Source organism: Vallitaleaceae bacterium 9-2 (genome assembly GCA_038396585.1).
Lineage (GTDB): Bacteria > Bacillota > Clostridia > Lachnospirales > Vallitaleaceae > UBA1351.
Genome location: CP121691.1, coordinates 2,442,558 through 2,461,648, shown reverse-complemented (window position 1 = coordinate 2,461,648; position 19,091 = coordinate 2,442,558). Strand labels below are relative to the sequence as shown.

Sequence of the window (19,091 nt, the reverse complement as noted above, 5' to 3'; positions counted from 1 at the left end):
CTTACTAAACTAGGAGGGTGTAATGAAAAACAAAAAAAAATGGAAAATTTTGTGTATAGTACTAACACTGGTTTTAAGCCTTATCGTCGGTATTTTATTGAAGATTAATCAAGGTTTAGAAATTATTGAGCCAATGGATATCGATACGCAGTTACAAAATTATAGTATGGAATATGATCCGGTTTCAGATACCTTTTTCGTCGGAACGTACAACAATGTTTTGTTAGCCTATCAAGATGGTGAGAAATTATGGGAACTTAAGGCAAAGGGACCTTTTAAAAAGATTGTGGTAAAAGAAGAACAAGGACTTCTATATGCGGGGAATGAAGACAACCATGTATATATTATCAACACAGAGACAGGAGAAATTGTTGGCGATATAAATGTACAAAGACGAATCTATGATATTGATGTCAATACAACGGGCACTGAGATTATTGTTTCAGCAGGCGTAAATACAAATAAGCATAATATCTTAGTTTATTCAAGTGAAGGTCAATTAGTTAATAATTTTTCATATAAGACTCGTATCCAAGGAATTGAATATGGACGTGATGACGCAAGCATCCTTCTAATTAATAACCGAGGAGAACTCCTTGAAATTTCAAAAGAAGGAGAAGAAATAAAAAAATTCCAGACAAAGTATGAATTAGTTGACGTAGAAAGAACATCTGAGCATACACTGGCCTTATGTATTGACGGATCGTATTATGTTATAAATGATCGCTTTGAACTTGTACGTCATGGAGTGCCGGTAGCAACGAGTGATGTAACAGCAAAAGCTGTAAGTAGTGATAGCGAGTATATCTTTGTCGGAACAGAAGAAGGTAATATTTATATTTATAATGGAGAGGACGTTCCGATATATCACTATGAAGCAGAAAATAGTATTACAGACATTATGATACAAAAAGGAACAGTATATGTAACGGGATTAGGTGATTTCATTTTACGTCTAAAAACCAATGATCTAAGTATGATTTTGGCCTTAAAAAAATCAGAAGGTATATTACAAATATTACTTTTTGGAGTTATTTTTGGAATTTTAGGTTGTGTCTACACACTTGTGCCTCGTTTTAGTGTTCAAGTCAAAAAAATTATAGCAATTCTAAAAAAACATAGGACGGCATATTTGTTACTCTTGCCAACATTCATCTTGCTTATCTTTTTTAATTATACACCAGTCTATATTGCCTTTACTAGAGCTTTTACCAACTGGTCTAAGGATTTTAATACACTTGCTGAAATTAAATTCGTAGGGTTAGAAAACTTCAAATTAATGTTTGCAGAAGGATATTTTTTAACCGGGCTTAGTAACCTTGCATTATTACTGTTTACTGGATTTTTAAAAATTCTTACGGTACCTATATTTGTAGCTTGGCTTGTATTTTCTATGAAATCAGATCGAATAAAGTATAGTTTACGTTTTCTATTTGTACTTCCAATGGTTGTTCCAGGGGTTGTTACAGCTTTAATATGGCAACAAATCTACGATCCGACAATAGGACTGATTAATCAGCTTCTTGGTACTGTAGGCTTAGAAAATCTACAACGAGTATGGTTAGGTGATGAAAAAACGGCCATTTGGGCGATAATTTTTATGGGATTTCCCTTTATTAATGCACTAGCGTTTCTTGTTTATTATGGTGGATTTATTGATATTGACCATTCTTTGTTTGAAGCAGCTAAAGTTGATGGAGCAAGGCGATTTGATGTTTTTAGTAAAATACAAATACCGATGATCTTTCCACAAATAAAAATGATGTTGGTATTGACGTTTATAGGCGTTGTTCAAGATTTTACGTCAATATATATATTGACTGGTGGTGGGCCGGGAACTAGCACATATGTTCCAGGACTTGAATTATATTATAATGCAACAAAATTTGGTCGATATGGATATGCATGTGCATTAGGGGTTGTCATGTTTTTATTTATTATGATCGGTACAATTATTAATCTGCGCATGAAATCGACGTATGAATAGGAGAGGAAAAATGAAAAGAAAAAAGATACTCACATTTCAGATAACCATTGGAATCACTGCATTAGTCATGCTTATCTTGGCCTTTACTCCTATCATATTAATGCTTACATTATCCTTAAAATCTAACGTACAAATTTATGGCGATTTTTTTGCCCGTCCTAATCCTATACAATGGGCTAATTATGATAAAGCTATCAGTATGTTGATTCCCAATATGATTAATACAATGATTGTCGTCACTCTTGCAACCTTGCTTACAGGAGTCTTATCGGCAATGGGCGGCTACGTCTTTGCAACTATGGAGTTTCCGGGAAAGAACTTTCTCTTTTTTGCAGTACTGTCATTAATGATGGTACCGGGAGTACTGACATTGACCCCTCAATATTCGCTTATTCAGACATACGGTATTTATAATACATGGCTTGCCTTAATTTTGCCATGGGTTTCCGGTGGTCAGGTTTTTGGGATTTTACTTTGTAGAACATTTATGCAAGGACTTCCTAAAGAATTATTTGAGTCTGCTAAAATTGATGGATGTACAGACCTAGGAATATTAGCAAAAATTGCTGTTCCTCTATCGAAACCTATTATCGCCACCGTGGTTGTTATGAAGATGATTGATTACTACAACGACTTTATTTGGCCATTAATGGCAATCGAGAACAATTCAAAGCAGGTTATAACCGTAGCTATACGAGTGTTTCAATCTGCAACAGGTAGTATAGATTTAGGTTCAATGGTTGCAGGGTTTGTCTTTGCAACACTCCCTTTGTTTATACTTTTTATCTTTACATCAAGGCTTTATATGGAAGGATTAACTTCAGGAGCAGTTAAAGGGTAAAAAAATCACACAACGATATTCAACGAATGAAAGGTAAATATTATGATAATAGACCAACTTAGAACGAATCATATAGAAAATCCTTTAGGATTTATGATAGAAAACCCCGTTTTTTCATGGGTGGTGGAACAATCAACAGGAACCAAACAAAAAGAAGCGAAAATACAAATAGCGCTAGATATAGACTTTAATACAATTATTTATGACAGTGGTTATCGACAAGATTTAAATTCGCTTGGAGTCGCCGTTGATATCAAACTGCATCCATGTACTCGATATTATTGGAATGTAGAGGTTTTTGCGGATAATGGCGATCAAGGCATTAGTGAGATCGCCTGGTTTGAAACAGGAAAAATGGAAAAAGCATGGTTGGGGAAATGGATTACAACCAATGAAACATCAACAAGTCATCCAGTGTTTGTGAAGAGATTTGCCATCGATAAAAAAATAAAATCGGCACGTGCTTATGTTATTGGTCTTGGGCTATATGAACTAAAAATCAATGGACATAAAATAGGTGATGAATATTTAACCCCCTTTTTTAATGACTATAATCATTGGATACAATATCAGACATATGATATTACCGCAGCCCTTAAGGATGGAGAAAATATCGTCGGAAGTATTGTGGGGAACGGATGGTATAAGGGACGATTTGGATTTATTGATAAATTAGACCAGTTATATGGAAATGAATTTAAATTTTTATGTGATCTTGTTATTGAATTTCTTGATGGGAGTCAGATGATCATTGGAACGGATGAAAGTTGGCATTGGCATGAATCTTCCATTTTAAAGAGCAGTATATATGATGGAGAAGTAATCGATGCGACGCGACTAGCTATAGATTGGTCAAAAAAAATGTTACCCAATACAGAATTATTGCCGGTTATATATGCTGATAAACCAGAAGCGAAAATAACGGAGCGATTAAGTCCGGAAGTGAAAATTATCGAAAAAGTTAAGCCGATTCAATTGCTAAATACACCGGCAGGTGAGAAAGTGATTGATTTTGGTCAAGTCCTTACGGGATGGGTTGAGTTTGAAGTGAATATGCAAAAGGGTGAGCAAATCAAGCTACAATACGGAGAATTGTTACAGGAAGATAATTTTTATAATGAAAATTTGAGAACAGCAAAGCAAGAATTTATCTATATTTCAAATGGAGAAAAAGAAGTTGTTCGTCCTCATTTTACTTTTTATGGATTTCGATATGTAAAAGTTACAGGGATAAAAGATCTGTCTTTAGAGGATTTTGTAGGTTGTGTTATTCATTCGGACCTTAAACGTACAGGAAATATAGAAACGTCGAATAAAAAAGTGAACAAATTATTTAGAAACGCATTGTGGGGACAAAAAGGGAATTTTTTAGATGTACCTACAGATTGTCCACAACGTGATGAGCGAATGGGATGGACAGGAGATGCTCAAGTATTTGCAGCGACAGCGAGCTTTAATATGTACACACCGGCATTTTATACAAAATATTTGTATGATATGTATTTAGAGCAAGAGCAATTGAATGGGTCTGTAGCCCATGTTGTTCCAGATGTATTGTCCCAGATTATGAAAATCACAAAACAAGAACAGAATGTACAGCATGGTTCATGTGCGTGGGGCGATGCAGCGACGATTATACCATGGACACTATATCTTTTTTATGGTGATAAGTCACTTTTACAAACTCAATATAAGAACATGCGAAAATGGGTTGATTTTATAAAAAATCAGGAAGAAAAATATTGTGAAGGGAAGAGATTATGGCAACATGGATTCCATTTCGCTGACTGGTTAGCATTAGATAACCCCGATCCGAATAGCTCTTTTGGAGGAACCGATCCTTATTTTGTTGCATCAGCGTATTATTATTATTCTGCAAGATTAACAGCGAAGGCAGCAAAAGTATTAGGCAAAAAAGATGAAGCCGATGAATATCAAAAACTATCCGACGAAATAAAAGAAGCCTTTCAAAAGGAATATTTCACCTCAGATGGTAAGGTGACAATCGAAACGCAAACGGCAATGATTATGGCATTATACATGGATATCGTTCCAGAAGAATATAAAAAAAGTGTTACCAAAGATTTGGTTAAAAAATTACAGAGTAATAATATGTATTTGGATACAGGTTTTGTAGGAACACCATATTTGTGTCCGGTGCTATCTGAAAATGGATATGTAGAGCATGCCTATAGTTTATTACTCAATGAAGAATACCCAGGCTGGCTTTATGAAGTAAATATGGGAGCTACAACCGTGTGGGAACGTTGGAACTCAGTATTACCAAATGGTCTTGTAAGTGATACAGGAATGAATAGCATGAATCACTATGCCTATGGATCAGTTGTTGAATGGATGTATAGATATATGGGCGGTATTAACCCGGTTGAAGAAAAACCTGGTTTTAAGAAGGTGATTATTAGACCCCAGATAGATTCTAGATTTACATGGATAAAGACAAAGTATGATTCTCCATCAGGGCGATATAAGAGTGAGTGGGAGATTAAAAGCGATAAGACAATATATAAAATTGAAGTACCTTTTGATTGCGAAGCAGACTTTATAGCTCCAAAAGATATAAAACAACTTTTTGTTAATGAAAAAGAGATTGAAAATCTCAGTGCGAGTCCAATACTTCATTTAACGGCAGGTGAATATGAAATACATGTTTTAAATTAGAGTCCAATAATAGAAATACCCGCATCAAGTATTTAAGCCGATGTGGGTATTTTTAATGGGAAGGGGTATCACAAGTTTCAATAAGAAGATAATAGGAAAAAGTAGATTTGTTCAAAACATACACAAGAGATGATTATCCAATTCAAAAAAGAGTTTTTACAAGATACAGTAAACAATATGCTCTTAGAGATAGATGAAAAATTGTGTGACTATCTGGAAAAGTGTACAAAAAGATACGTAATTATTGTAAGAGATGGCTATTTACATTTAGAAATAAATCAGGCATTATAATAGTAGAACCTAACATCCTACGTTGGATGTTAAATAAAAGGTGGTGAATTATGGAAAAGAATAATGGTATATTAGATGTCCCATTGCAAAGCAAGAAGTCCATTGTGTCAAAAATTGTCGACCAGATCACAGAAGCAATCATTCAAGGGGAGCTAAAACCGGGAGAGAGGCTTCCCACAGAAGTTGAATTGTGTAATGCGTTGCAGGTAGGGAGAAACTCTGTACGTGAAGCTATAAAAATTCTAGAATCCTATGGGGTTGTACATATTAAGAGGGCTGACGGGACGTATGTAAGTAATACCTATACACAACAGATGCTAGACCCGATGCTGTATGGTATTTTACTGCAAAAAGATTCAGCAAGCGACATTATTGAATTAAGAAAAGTTCTTGATATCGGTATGCTTATGGTGGCAAGCCAAAAGCTACATAAAGACAACATGGCAGACGTGATAAAATACCTTGAAGAACTAGAAGTACAAGTCTATAAAGAAGAGATTGATATAGATGTGTTGCTTAAGGCAGATGTTGATTTTCATATGTCCATTGTAAAAGCGATTGACAATGTACTGTTAATCAGTATGTATCATTATGTTGACCGTATTACAATTCCTTCGAGAAAGCAAGCGACCCAGTGCATTATACAAAAAGATGTGAAAGACAGTTTTATCAATCTACATAAAGATATAGTGGATTTAATTCTTCGTCAAGATGTTGATCAAATTAGTGAAGTTGTCAATAGACATTATAGATTTTGGAAGCAAATTCAACATTAAAGTAAAGAGAAAGGAAAATATATGAAAAGAAAAGTCATTATTTCAGTGGCCCCGGTTAAGGCGGGGGATGCTATTGATTCTGGTTCGCTAGCCAAAGACATAGAACAATGTGTAAAAGAGGGCGCGTCTATGTGTCACCTACACTCGCGCTTGCCAGAAGGTGAATTATCAGAAGACACAACATACCTTGTAGAGTGCTTCGAAAAAATTCGAGAAAAAACAGATGTTGTCATTCAAGTATCTACCGGAGGCATATCCAACATGACGATTGAACAAAGATGTAAGCCTCTTGAATATGATAAAGCAGAGACAGCATCCCTTAATGGAGGATCGACCAATCTAGGTGAAGCTATCTATAACAATTGTTTTGCAGATATACGTTATTGTGCGAATATGTCCTACAAACGAGGGATTATTCCGGAAGTGGAAGTCTTTGATATTGGAATGATTCATAATATTGAAAGGTTAAAAAAAGAAGAACACACCAACTTTAAGGAACCGATTATGTATAATCTAGTCTTTGGGCATCAAGGAGGCATGCAAGCAACAGTTCAAAGCTTGTATGCATTTCAATCTTTTGTACCTCAAGATGCCATCTGGGGTGTAACACATTATGGTAGACAAGATTGGAGTTTTCTTGCAACGGCACTAGCGATGGGAGCTTCTTTGGTAAGAATTGGATTTGAAGACAGTCGTTATATGGATGATAGAACAACAGCAAAATATAACTATGCATTAGTTCAAAAGCTTGTCGAAATCATACATGTTCTTGGTCTAGAGGTAGCATCAGTAAAAGAGGCAAGAAGTCTCATGGGCATATAACATAAAACCGCAATACGGCCAAAAGGCTGATTGCGGTTTTAGTATATTATTTAGATATTTATCTTTTAGTGATGCACTAAAAGGCTACTTTCATAAATAGTGCAACACAACAGAGAATAATCGCAAAAGGAACATAGATATATCGGCCGATATAATACCAAGTATTTCCTTGAGGGTTAGTAGTCCCTTTGTTAATTTCAAAAAGTAGATCGTCCTTCTTCATTATCCAAAACCATGAGATAGCACCTAATGTTGCTCCAATAGGGATAATGTATATTGAGATAAGATCCATCCAAGGACCCCATTGGAAGATAGCTTCCATATTTACACCAATACCTAGGCAGACCAAACACATCAATAAAAGAACGACCTTACGGCTAAGTTTTGGATATTTATGAAGTAGCGATTCGCCGACAGCTTCAAACATATTCTGTAGCGAACTGATTCCAGCAAAAATCATTGCAACATATAAAATAATAGCAAAAAGACGTCCCATAGGAATATCTTGTAAAATTGTCGGTAGCGTTACAAAAAGTAGTCCGGGTCCTGCGCCTACATCAAGTTGATAAGAAAAACATGCCGGGATAATAACTAAAGCGGCTATAAGTGCTGCGATAGTATCAAAAATAGCTGTTTTTCGAGAGATAGAGACCACATCTTCTTCCTCACCTAAATATGCACCATATACAATCATACCACTTCCTGTAATCGATAAGGAAAAGAAAGCCTGTCCCATGGCCGCAATCCAAACCATTGGATTTTTAAGTGCTTCCCAGCGTGGAATAAGCATAAAAGCATAGCCTTCCATAACATTAGGGAGCATGGCAACACGAATTGCTAAAATCAAAAAGATAATAAAAAATAATGGCATCATAAATTTATTCGTTTTTTCAATACTTTTTGCACCTAAAAAAAGTGTAAGTAGGGTGATAACGACAACAATGATGTGATATGGAATGACAGAGTAAGTTGTGAGTGAAAATGACTCAAACCATGTTGCTGTATTTACAGTCATTAGCGTTCCGGTTAAAGAGTTAAATAATGCCTTTAATACATAGGATAAAATAACAGCATACCCAATGGCAATACACATAGAACCTGCTAGCGGCAACCACCCAAGAATTCCACCTGCTTTTCCTGCTTTTTTATTTCGTGTGCTCCATGCATTTTCATAGGAACCCAAAGTACCTGTCTTAGCACGTCGCCCGATAGCAAATTCTGCAGGAAGACCTACATAACTAAAAATAAAAATAAACAAAAGATATAATAATAAAAAAGCGCCACCGCCATTACTTCCTAGTTTATTGGGGAATCCCCACACATTTGCCATCCCGACAGCCGAACCAACAGAGGCTAATATAAATCCCCAGCGACTGCGAAACCCTCCTGATTTTTGTTCTTGTTGAATGTCCATAAAATGCCTCCTGAATAATAATTTTTGTTGAGTTTATGCTGATGGCAGTGACGAATAAAAGTCCTCTGTCCCTAATTTAAGGGACAAAGGACGAAAGCTCATGGTACCACCGTTGCTTGTCTTTTTCTTAACACTATGACATTGTACTTCACATTAACACACTATAGTATAAAAGTCAAGTGGGGGTGACAGCGGCTTTTATTTGTCCTATGGGAACAAAACATTCAACTATGAAAGACAAAAAAAATAAAGTAATATAGCATTAAGTACTTTGAGAGGAGTAAATATATAGATGAATAGATTGGAAAAACCTATGGAAATGACAGAACAATATAATAAAGAAAAAGATTTTTTAGTATGTATTAATTTGGAGGGTTCTATTTTTAATACTTTAGAGATTCAGTGGAAAGAGTGCTTAATTCCCGCATTGATTAAATGCTTTGAGCTTCAACCCATAGCAAAATATGTAAGAGAAGAAGCGGAACAGATGAGCTTATATTCAAAAAATAGAGGGTTAAATCGATTTATGCTACTATGCTTAATCTTTGAGGCTTTGGAAAAACGTCCAGAATTGAATAGATACTATTTTAATTTACCAGACACAGCAAATCTTAAAGCATGGATAATGACGGAAGACTTTCCGACATTAACAAGCCTTGAAGAAGCTTTTGATAAAACCAGTGATACGGTTATAGAACGTGCATTATTGTGGTCTCATGAGGCGGATAGAAGTATTCAGGAACTTATTTATGGAACAATGCCTTTTCCTCATGTAAACAAAAGTTTAAAAAAAATAAAAATATTTGCAGATATTGTTGTAGTATCTTCCAATGCGGTGTATGATTTAAAATCAGAATGGAAAAAGTCAGGTCTTGACGAAGAAGCATACTTTTTCTACGCTCAAAATGATGACGATAAAACTAGATATATTAAGCAATTAAAAAAACTAGGATACGATGAGGAAAATATACTGCTCATTGGAGATACTCTAGGGGATGCAAAGGTGGCAAGTACCAGCAATATCATCTTCTATCCTGTTATACCCGGTAAGGAAAGCAAAGCTTGGAAGCTTTTGACAGATAAGTACCTAGACGGATTTGTCAACAAAACATATAGAAAAACATGGGAACAAAATCAAGTACAAGAACTTAAAAAGATTCTTACATAAATCTAGGAGGATAAATGTGCAAATTAGAGGGAAAACATTTAAATTGACATGGAAAGTTACATTATTTGTTTGTATAGTAGGTTTGGTCTTTTTCATTAAGCTTATTGGGCAAATGCATGAAAGCAAAGCGGCCTTAACGATCAATGATATACATATACAAGAGGAAGAGTTTCAGATGTTTTTACAAGATGAAAAGGCACTTACGGTGAACCATTTTTGTACTAAATATGATGCGAAATATAATGAAGGATTTTGGAATACAGACTTTGATCATGAGACGCCTTTGGAATATGCAAAAAAGAATGCTTTGGAAAAACTTGTGCAAATAAAGGTAGAACAAAAAATCGCAGAAGAATACAATGTATTAAGCGGCTCCACATATGAAGAGATAAAAAAGAAAATACAACGGGAAGAGAGCGCTTATGGTGCGGATGGGCTAGATGCTTTCCAAGAGTATATGCTATACCATAGTAAGATTCTATTAAAAGTAAAAAAAAGATTCAAGTTGACAGCTGCACCTGTAGAAGAAAATCTATTGAGAGAAAAATATGAAGAAAATGTTGCGACATACTATAATTCACCAGATAACTTAAAAGTATTACAAATAGCAGTGGAAGAATTGGATGTGAAGAATCAAGAGGATATTGTCCGATCGTTGATTGAAGATATACAAAAAGGAACAACGTTAAGGGAGATTGAAGAAAAATATGTAACACAAGGAGCGCTTTCAACCAAAATTATAAAATACGGAAAAGATGAAAGTAAAGATGAAAATACGTCACCGTTAGAAAAACGCCTAAAAGAAGAAGCATATCTTCTAGATACAAATGAGATGAGTCAACCAATTACACATGATGGACGGCAATATATTTTGGTTTGTTTAGAGCGTAGACAAGGCGATACAGTGCTTTTTGAAGAAGCTAAGATATTCATAGAAGAACGCATATTCGAGGAACGCTTTGAACAAATGGTGGCAGATAAAGTTGACCAGGCAATTGTTACGTTCAATCCTAAAAAGTATAATCATATCCAAATGCAATAGTTTTTACACAAAAAAATATCGGATTTTACTAGGGGGAAGGAAATCTTCCCCTTATTTTTGTGCAAATAGCATACTATACTCTATAGGTACATTATAATAACTGACTAAACTATTTAAGGAGGAAAAGGGAATGAAGCAGTTAAAAAAACATCTTGCTTTATTTTTAGTGGTAATGCTAAGCTTCCAAAGTATTGGAATGTATGCACAAGAGGAAACATTATCTGAGCCGGTGTTACTAGAACAAGAGGAGCAAGACAAGGAAGAAATCTTTGTCAAAGCGGTACAGGCTCAAGTAACAACTTCTTCAGCAATTGACCTTGAAAGTGGAGGGTCGATTCGCGCTAATGCGCTTTATGGGACGACCGTTCGAGGAGGAAGACATGCAGATACTCCGGCGGCAACAGGTTCATCTACCATTCCAAGAGAAGCTATTCAAGCAAAGTGGTCGGCAGATGAAAGTTATTCTAGAAGAGGATATATGGAGTTTGACATGCCGACAGATGTTGATTGGGAGCAGGTAACAGGAATAAAGCTCACGATGTATTTGCATGAACACTTTGGAAGTGGTAAGCAAGATATAATGCAAATCTACAAAACAAGTAAGCCTAGCATTAGTGAGGAAAACTGGACATGGAACAATACACCGACATTAAATACCAGTGATATTATTGGAGAACAAGAATTTTTTGCAGAGGATGAAGGACAATGGGTAGAGATAGATATCACATCACTAAAAGATGAACTCGTTGAAAATCCTGGCCTGCAGTTTGCACTAGCTATATACCCCAAAACATTAAATGATCAAGCGGGTATCCAGTTCTTTTCACAATATAAAGATGGAGGCATCTATACGCCCTATCTAAATATATATCAGGGTGAATATAAGGACGAATTAGCACCAACACTTAAAGTGACAGATTTATATGACGGACTCAAAGCGATTAAAAAAGAATTGACTTTTGACATACACGTAGCAGACAATTATGATGACAACCCAAGCATTAATGTAGTGGTTAATAATGTAGTGCAAGAGGCTGTCAATGGGACGAATACCATTATTCTAGATAGTGGAAATAATGTCATTGAGATTAGTGCACAAGATATGTCAGGTAATATAAGCGAAACCTTGACCTATCATGTTGAATATTCTCAATCAATGCTATACCCAGTTGTAGCAGATACATATGTTGAAAAACATAATCCGGATAAAATCGGCAATAACGATTCCCGTGGATTATTATTAAAAAAGCCTGCCACAGGCAATATGGAACGACGAACATATCTTGCATTTGATGTATCAGCCAATGAAGAACCTTATGTTAAAGAAGCCAACATTCAACTTTATGCGCGTGAACTTATGGGAACAGACAGAACAACAGAAGTGATTAATATCTATGAGGTGCCGGAGTTTGATGAGTATGAATTAACTTGGAATACGGCACCTGCAGTTGGAGAAAAAGCAGGAACGGTAAGCTATCAAAGGACAGGGCATGCAACGGTTATGAATTTAGATATTGCCCCATTTATTAATCAAAAACTGGCATCAGGAGCAAAGCTTGACAAGCTTTATTTTGCCCTAGAAGTAAAAGACGGACATGATCAAAAAGGAGCGTTTTTAGCAAGTAGAGAAACGGACATAGACAATGCAGCTAAATTAGTCTTTGTTGAGGGCTTGCCGGCACCTACATTAGAAGTATCAGGAATCGAACAAGGTTCAGTCCATACACATGAGACGCTTTATGATGTGTTGATCAAGGCAAAAAGCGTTAATGACACGGTGTCGGTTAATCTTAAAGTGGATGTCAACGGTGTGGAGATTCGCACAAAAGGTGATCATCTATATGATATTCCACTGATGATAGGAGAAAATACAGTTCGCATCACTGCAACTGACCAAGAAGAAAATGTTGTTGAAAAAGAATTTAAGCTAACAAGACTTGAAAGCCAAATATCAGGGACGTATTATGTAGATAGCTTCAATGGAGATGATGACGCAGATGGCTTAAGTGAAGAGAGCGCATGGAAATCATTAGATAAGTTAAATGCTATTCAATTTCAACCAGGAACTCAAATTCTATTTAAACGTGGAGGCGTTTGGAATGGACAGTTTAAACCGAAAGGTTCAGGTACAGCGGACGCACCAATCATTGTTGATGCATATGGGGAAAATCCAAGCAGACCTATTATTAACGGTAATGGTATCTCCAACCTAGAAACAGCTAATGTGACAGCAGAAGGTGCGATACATTTATACAATGTATCTTACTGGGAGGTTAACGGTTTAGAAGTGACAAACCAAGGCGCTGATATAGTCGGCGCAGATCGTGTCGGAATCATGGTGTATGCAGGTGGTAACGGCTATGTAGAGCACATTTACATCAATGATGTCTATGTTCATGATGTAAATACAGACTGTGATGGAGATAAATTAACCGGTGGTATTATCTTTTTAGGGGATACACGGGATGAGAAAGGAAATGCAACAGACATTCCATCAGGATTTAAAGATATACGCGTAGAAGACTCACATATAAAAAATGTAGCTATTGAAGGGCTTCGTACAAAGACATACAGAAATGGAAGCAATACAGGGAGCATAAAAAACTACGATGTTGTCTTTAGAAACAATCTCATAGAAGACATTCATGGAGATGGTATTGTCCTTGCAGAGATTGCATCAGGGGGACTTGCAGAAAAAAATATTGTTCGAAGACACAGTACGTGTCCAAAATCAAGAAATTATGCCGGCTTGTGGTTATACCAGACCGATGGAGTTATTATACAATATAACGAGGTGTATGATGGGGTTCATGGATATAATGATGGCGAAGCATTTGACTTTGATATTGGAACCAAAAATAATATATATCAGTATAATTACAGCCATAATAACAAAGGCGGATTTTTGTTGACAATGACAAGTGCAGGTGTTGGCAATATCTTTAGATATAATATTAGCCAAAATGATGGAAATGGAAATGAAATCTTTTTCTGTATGAATGACCGTGTTAAAATTTACAACAATACGATTTATGTAGGTGAACATATTACACTTCCTTATTTTATTCAAGAAGATAATATCGCAAATATGTTCTTCAAAAATAACCTCGTCCATGTAGACGGTACAATTGAAAAGTTTTCAGAAATGTCAGGAAATTATGAAGCAGCAAATATGTCCCACAATATCATGTATCCGCAATCACTTCTAGAACTTGAGGGAAGTCCAAACCCATATGTTGGCCTTAATACTCAAGATCCAATGCTTGTGAGCCCTGAGGTTGAGAGCATCACGATGGATACTTGGATACAAAGTATTTGGGATGCAAATATTGCCAACTTTAAGCTTCAAGATAATTCTCCGGCAATTGATGGTGGAATCATTATTGAAGATTCAGGTACACAGGATATATATGGAACAAACCTATATGTAGGAGAAAAAGCAGATATAGGTGCCCATGAATTTTCTAGGACCCCCGTGGTAGCCGTAGATAGCATCGTATTATCTGATGAAACGTTAGCGCTTCAAGAAAACACGAACCATCAATTAAAGGCGACCATATTACCGGAAAATGCAACAAATAAAGCTATGACATGGTCAAGCAGTGATGAAGAAGTGGCAACGGTGGGAACAGATGGACTTGTGCACGCACTGCGTGAGGGTCAGGTCACCATAACTGTCACAGCTGTTGCAGATACTACAATACAATCGAGCTGTCAAATCACTGTTGAAAAAGAAACGGGCGAAGGCGATGGAGCGGGAAGCAATACAGGTAATTCGAGTCATTCCAATACGAACAAAAGTAAAACGGTAGAACAGACGTGGAAAAACCTTGATGTACGCCATCGCAACAACATACAACGACAATTTGTTGAAGTGTTTTCCTATACGGTTTTAGAAGATGCACTTACGCTTGAGAAGTTAGAAGAAGCAACATTGGGTCAATTCACAAGAAAACAATTAATTGAAATACAAAAAAAGCCAAGTCTCTTAAAAGAGCTGGGAATTCCCATTGAAGTGCTTAAGCTTCAAAAAGAAGAAGCCAAAGAATTTATTGATATGCCAAAAGAACATTGGGCGCACGATGCTATTAGCACCCTTTCAGAAAAAGGGATTGTAAAAGGCTATAGTCTTGAATTATTTAATCCAGACCAACCTTTAAAAGCTGAAGATACGATGACGTTTTTAGACCGGGTATTTCTCATTCATGATATAGGTGGCGTGAAAAATGCACTGGCAAAGGAGACGCTTGAGCGTTATATCCATGATCAAGAGCATTGGGCTTATTATCCAATGATGTCTATGGGCGCACGACTTTCAGAGACAACGCTTCAAGCGCTAGTGCAATTGGAGGGACAGCCGATTTCAAGAGCCTTATTAGCACAAGTATTATTCGAAGCAACAGGTGAACAACTTCCACAGAAAGAAACGCCTATGATGTATACCGATATAGAACAATCCGCGTATAAAGAAGCCATTGGATATTGTGTGGCGACAGGATTGCTGCAAGGCACTGCAGATGATAAAATGAGTCCGAATAAAGAACTCACAAGAGCTGAAATGGCAATGGTTTTACAACGCCTTGATACATTAGTTTCTCTTTTTGAGTCAAAGTAAAACAAGGGGGAATGATTCATTCCCCCAATAAAGCCATCTTCATCTATCAAACAGATAGGATTATGGTAAAAGCGCCAAAAAAGAGGGGTAAGAAAGTTTCAACTTAGTTAAACTTACATTAAAGATTATAATGTGTGTATAGAGTTGAACTCTATTTAATACATTTATTTAGGGAGGAAAAGTGAAAATGAAAAAGTTTTTAGCAAGTTTAATGATTTTGGTAGTCAGCATGGGACTACTTGCTGGATGTGGTTCAGAGGAGAAAAAACCTGAAGCGACAGATTCAACAGAATCAACACAGACAACAGATGAATCCAATGCAACAACAGAAAGTGAACAAGAACCTGTAACTATTAATGTGACGATGTGGACTGATGAAAAAGAAGAATTAACAGCAATTAAAGCAGCTTTTGAGGAAGAAAATCCAAACATTAAAGTGGAATTAATGGAATTTCCATCAGAAGAGTACAAAGACAAATTGACAATTCAATTAGCTGGTGGAGCAGATATTGATGTAATTACACACAAAAATACAGCAGAGTATGCAGACCTTGCAAGTAAAGGGCAGTTGTTAAACCTTGAGCCACTTGTAAAACAAGACAATGTAGATGTAGCACCTTATGGACCACTTTATGATGGACTTAAAGTTGAAGGCGAATTATTTGGAGTTCCATACAGAAAAACTGTAACGGTATTATATTACAACAAGGACTTGTTTGATGCAGCTGGAGTCGGCTATCCAAGTGAAGATATGACATGGGATGCATTTAGAGAATTAGCTAAGACAATGACAACAGATACGGTTGCAGGTGCATATATCCATACATGGCCACAACTTTGGTATGGTGTAGGACTTCAAAAAGGTGCAAGCATTATCGACGAAGACTTAACACCATTTATGGAAGCTCTTCAATTTAGAATGGATCTTGAAGCGGATGGTTCCATTATGTCTTTTGCCAATGCGAAAGCGACAAGTGCACACTATAAAACAGAATTTGCTAAAGGTCAAACAGCAATGAATATCATTGGTGACTTCCATGTAGCACAATTAAGAGACTTAGAAGCAGAAGGTGAAGTAACATTTGATTGGGATGTCGTTCCTATGCCTCACCCAGAAGGTGTAGAGCCAAATACAACTTATGGAACAGCTAATCCAATCAGTGTAGCTATCAATAGCGAAAAGCAAGAAGCCGCTTGGGAATTTGTTAAGTATGTATCGGGTGAACAAGGTGCCAAGATATATGCTGAACATGGAAACCTTCCAGCGTATTCAAATGATGAAATTCAAAATATTTTTGTAGGTGACGGAAGTCAACGTCCTGAAAATATCGAAATTTTTACAGAAGCAAAAGTTTATCTTGAAAACCCAAGTATTCCTGGTGTTGGAATTATTAAAGATGAAATCTATGGACGTGAAGCAGAACTTACTTTCGTAGGGGAACGAAGTGTTGAAGAAACATTTGAAGTCATCAAAGAAAGAATTCAAGAAGAATTAAATAAGTAAATAAGTAAGATCAACTTAGCTTACGTATCAAGCTAATAGGATACGTAAGCTACTTTATTTTACGAGAGTAGATTCTACATTAATTGTGTTAAGAAGTGAGAATACGAGCTAGAAGGTGAAAAATTGTGAAAAAGAGAAAAAAAAGAATGAACTTAAAAGTTAGAAATGCCATTAAAGGATATCTGTTTTTGGTCCCCAATATCATCGGATTTGCAATATTCACATTTATTCCGATTGTGGCGTCATTTGTATTAAGTTTTACAAGTTGGGATGGCTTTGGTGAACTAGAGTTTATCGGCATTGATAATTTTGTCAAACTATTTTCAGATGATATTTTTAGAGTGTCGATGTGGAATACATTGGTATTTACATTGGTATCTGTTCCGGTGACCTTAATTATTGCACTTGCAGTAGCTATACTATTAAACAAAGGAATCAAAGGCATAAAGATTGTAAGAGCGGCTTTTTTCCTACCATACATAACAGCAGCTATCGCAGTAGCGGTCGTATGGCAACTGCTCTATCATCCAACACTTGGTCCGATTAATCAGTTTTTGATGACTATTGGTGTGGATAATCCGCCAAAATGGTTGTCAGCAACAAGCACAGCCATGGCTTCAGTGATTATTATGTATATCTGGAAGATGATTGGATACTATATGATTATATTTTTAGCTGGACTACAGGGCGTTCCTAAGCAACTGTATGAAGCGGCACAAATTGATGGCGCAAATGCATGGGAGAAGTTTACGAATGTAACCTTGCCGATGCTCTCACCCGTCGTGTTTTTTACATTGATTATTGCCTTGATTAATTCATTTAAAGTCTTTACAGAAATCTATGCGCTAACTGGAGGCGGACCGGGACATTCGACTAATGTTTTGGTATATAACATTTATGTGGAAGCTTTCCAAAAATATAATCTTGGATATGCATCAGCAATGTCCTATGTACTTGCAATTATTATTGTAACAATCACAATCATTCAATTTAGAGGACAAAAGAAATGGGTAAATTACTAAAACATAGAGGTGAAAAATTTGAAAACGATGGTAAAAGATAATACAATGAAAAAAGTAAAACAAGAACAAGCATGGCAGATTACAAAAAGAGTATTGTTATATGTTTTTTTGGCAGCCATCTCGTTAATAATGATTATGCCATTTTTATGGATGATTTCAGCTTCTTTAAAGAGAGAAATTGATGTTTTTGCGTTCCCCATTCAATGGATACCGGAGACGATAAAATGGGAAAACTATAAAAAGATATGGACAGAAATGCCATTTATGACGTATTATCTTAATACGATAAAAATAGCAGGTTCGGTAACCGTGATTCAACTGTTCACATGTTCTTTGGCAGCATATGCGTTTTCAAAAATCGAATTTCCAGGAAGAGATAAGATTTTTTTAGGATATCTATCAACGATGATGATACCTTATCAAGTAATTATGATACCTCAGTTTATGATTATTAGAAATCTAGGACTTGTGGATACGCATCTTGCACTTATATTAACAGCAGCATTTAATCCGTTTGGGGTCTTTTTGTTCCGACAATTTTTTATGGGAATACCGGAAGAACTGTCAGAAGCAGCTCGAATCGATGGATGTAGTGAATTTAGAATATATGCTCAAGTTATTTTACCATTAGGTAAAGCAGCGGCAGCAAGCTTAACAATTTTTACGTTTGTCGATCGATGGAATGACTTTTTAGGTCCACTTATCTATATTAATAGTGACCGCATGAAGACATTGCAATTAGGTATGCGTAATCTACAGACAGAACTAAGTTCTTCATATGCTTTGCTTATGGCAGCAGCCGTTTGTGCGAGTATTCCAACGATTATTGTTTATCTATTAGCTCAAGATTTCTTTGTAGAAGGAATTGCTGCTACAGGAGTTAAAGGGTAATGTGTGCGTTTGCCTATCTTAGACTGGCTAGACTAAAAA

General features: G+C 36.2%; 12 protein-coding genes. 11 read left to right on the top strand and 1 reads right to left on the bottom strand.

Annotation, left to right across the window (positions count from 1 at the left end):
• Positions 1 to 22: 22 nt before the first annotated feature.
• From QBE53_11540 to QBE53_11520, 5 genes are all read left to right on the top strand, one after another.
• Positions 23 to 1,987, top strand: coding sequence for an ABC transporter permease subunit (locus QBE53_11540; protein WZL80436.1), 1,965 nt, complete (start codon positions 23 to 25; stop codon positions 1,985 to 1,987).
• 10 nt (positions 1,988 to 1,997) lie between these two features.
• The gene (locus tag QBE53_11535) at positions 1,998 to 2,828 is read left to right on the top strand and encodes a carbohydrate ABC transporter permease (protein ID WZL80435.1); all 831 of its coding nucleotides are present in this window, start codon (positions 1,998 to 2,000) and stop codon (positions 2,826 to 2,828) included.
• Between the two features lie 42 nt (positions 2,829 to 2,870).
• A complete protein-coding gene (locus QBE53_11530; protein WZL80434.1) occupies positions 2,871 to 5,507 on the top strand; it encodes a family 78 glycoside hydrolase catalytic domain in 2,637 nt (878 codons plus the stop codon).
• A gap of 341 nt (positions 5,508 to 5,848) precedes the next feature.
• Positions 5,849 to 6,574 carry a GntR family transcriptional regulator gene (locus QBE53_11525; protein ID WZL80433.1) on the top strand — a complete coding sequence of 242 codons (726 nt, stop codon included), beginning with the start codon at positions 5,849 to 5,851 and terminating at the stop codon, positions 6,572 to 6,574.
• 21 nt (positions 6,575 to 6,595) lie between these two features.
• Positions 6,596 to 7,396, top strand: a complete 801-nt coding sequence (locus tag QBE53_11520) for a 3-keto-5-aminohexanoate cleavage protein (GenBank protein WZL80432.1) — start codon at positions 6,596 to 6,598, stop codon at positions 7,394 to 7,396.
• Positions 7,397 to 7,472: 76 nt separating this feature from the next.
• Here QBE53_11520 and QBE53_11515 read toward each other — a convergent pair whose 3' ends face one another.
• Positions 7,473 to 8,810, bottom strand: a complete 1,338-nt coding sequence (locus QBE53_11515; protein WZL80431.1) for a sodium-dependent transporter — start codon at positions 8,808 to 8,810, stop codon at positions 7,473 to 7,475.
• Positions 8,811 to 9,102: 292 nt separating this feature from the next.
• Here QBE53_11515 and QBE53_11510 point away from each other — a divergent pair, with 292 nt between their 5' ends.
• From QBE53_11510 to QBE53_11485, 6 genes are all read left to right on the top strand, one after another.
• Positions 9,103 to 9,978 carry a hypothetical protein gene (locus QBE53_11510; protein WZL80430.1) on the top strand — a complete coding sequence of 292 codons (876 nt, stop codon included), beginning with the start codon at positions 9,103 to 9,105 and terminating at the stop codon, positions 9,976 to 9,978.
• A 16-nt stretch (positions 9,979 to 9,994) separates the two neighbouring features.
• On the top strand, positions 9,995 to 11,020 hold the full coding sequence (locus QBE53_11505) for a hypothetical protein (protein WZL80429.1): 1,026 nt from the start codon (positions 9,995 to 9,997) through the stop codon (positions 11,018 to 11,020).
• 130 nt (positions 11,021 to 11,150) lie between these two features.
• On the top strand, positions 11,151 to 15,635 hold the full coding sequence (locus tag QBE53_11500; GenBank protein ID WZL80428.1) for a DNRLRE domain-containing protein: 4,485 nt from the start codon (positions 11,151 to 11,153) through the stop codon (positions 15,633 to 15,635).
• Between the two features lie 187 nt (positions 15,636 to 15,822).
• Positions 15,823 to 17,139: a sugar ABC transporter substrate-binding protein gene (locus QBE53_11495; GenBank protein ID WZL80427.1), complete on the top strand. Its 1,317-nt coding sequence runs from the start codon at positions 15,823 to 15,825 to the stop codon at positions 17,137 to 17,139.
• A gap of 125 nt (positions 17,140 to 17,264) precedes the next feature.
• Positions 17,265 to 18,161, top strand: coding sequence for a sugar ABC transporter permease (locus QBE53_11490; protein ID WZL80426.1), 897 nt, complete (start codon positions 17,265 to 17,267; stop codon positions 18,159 to 18,161).
• Positions 18,162 to 18,188: 27 nt separating this feature from the next.
• The gene (locus QBE53_11485) at positions 18,189 to 19,052 is read left to right on the top strand and encodes a carbohydrate ABC transporter permease (protein ID WZL83302.1); all 864 of its coding nucleotides are present in this window, start codon (positions 18,189 to 18,191) and stop codon (positions 19,050 to 19,052) included.
• Positions 19,053 to 19,091 lie beyond the last annotated feature (39 nt).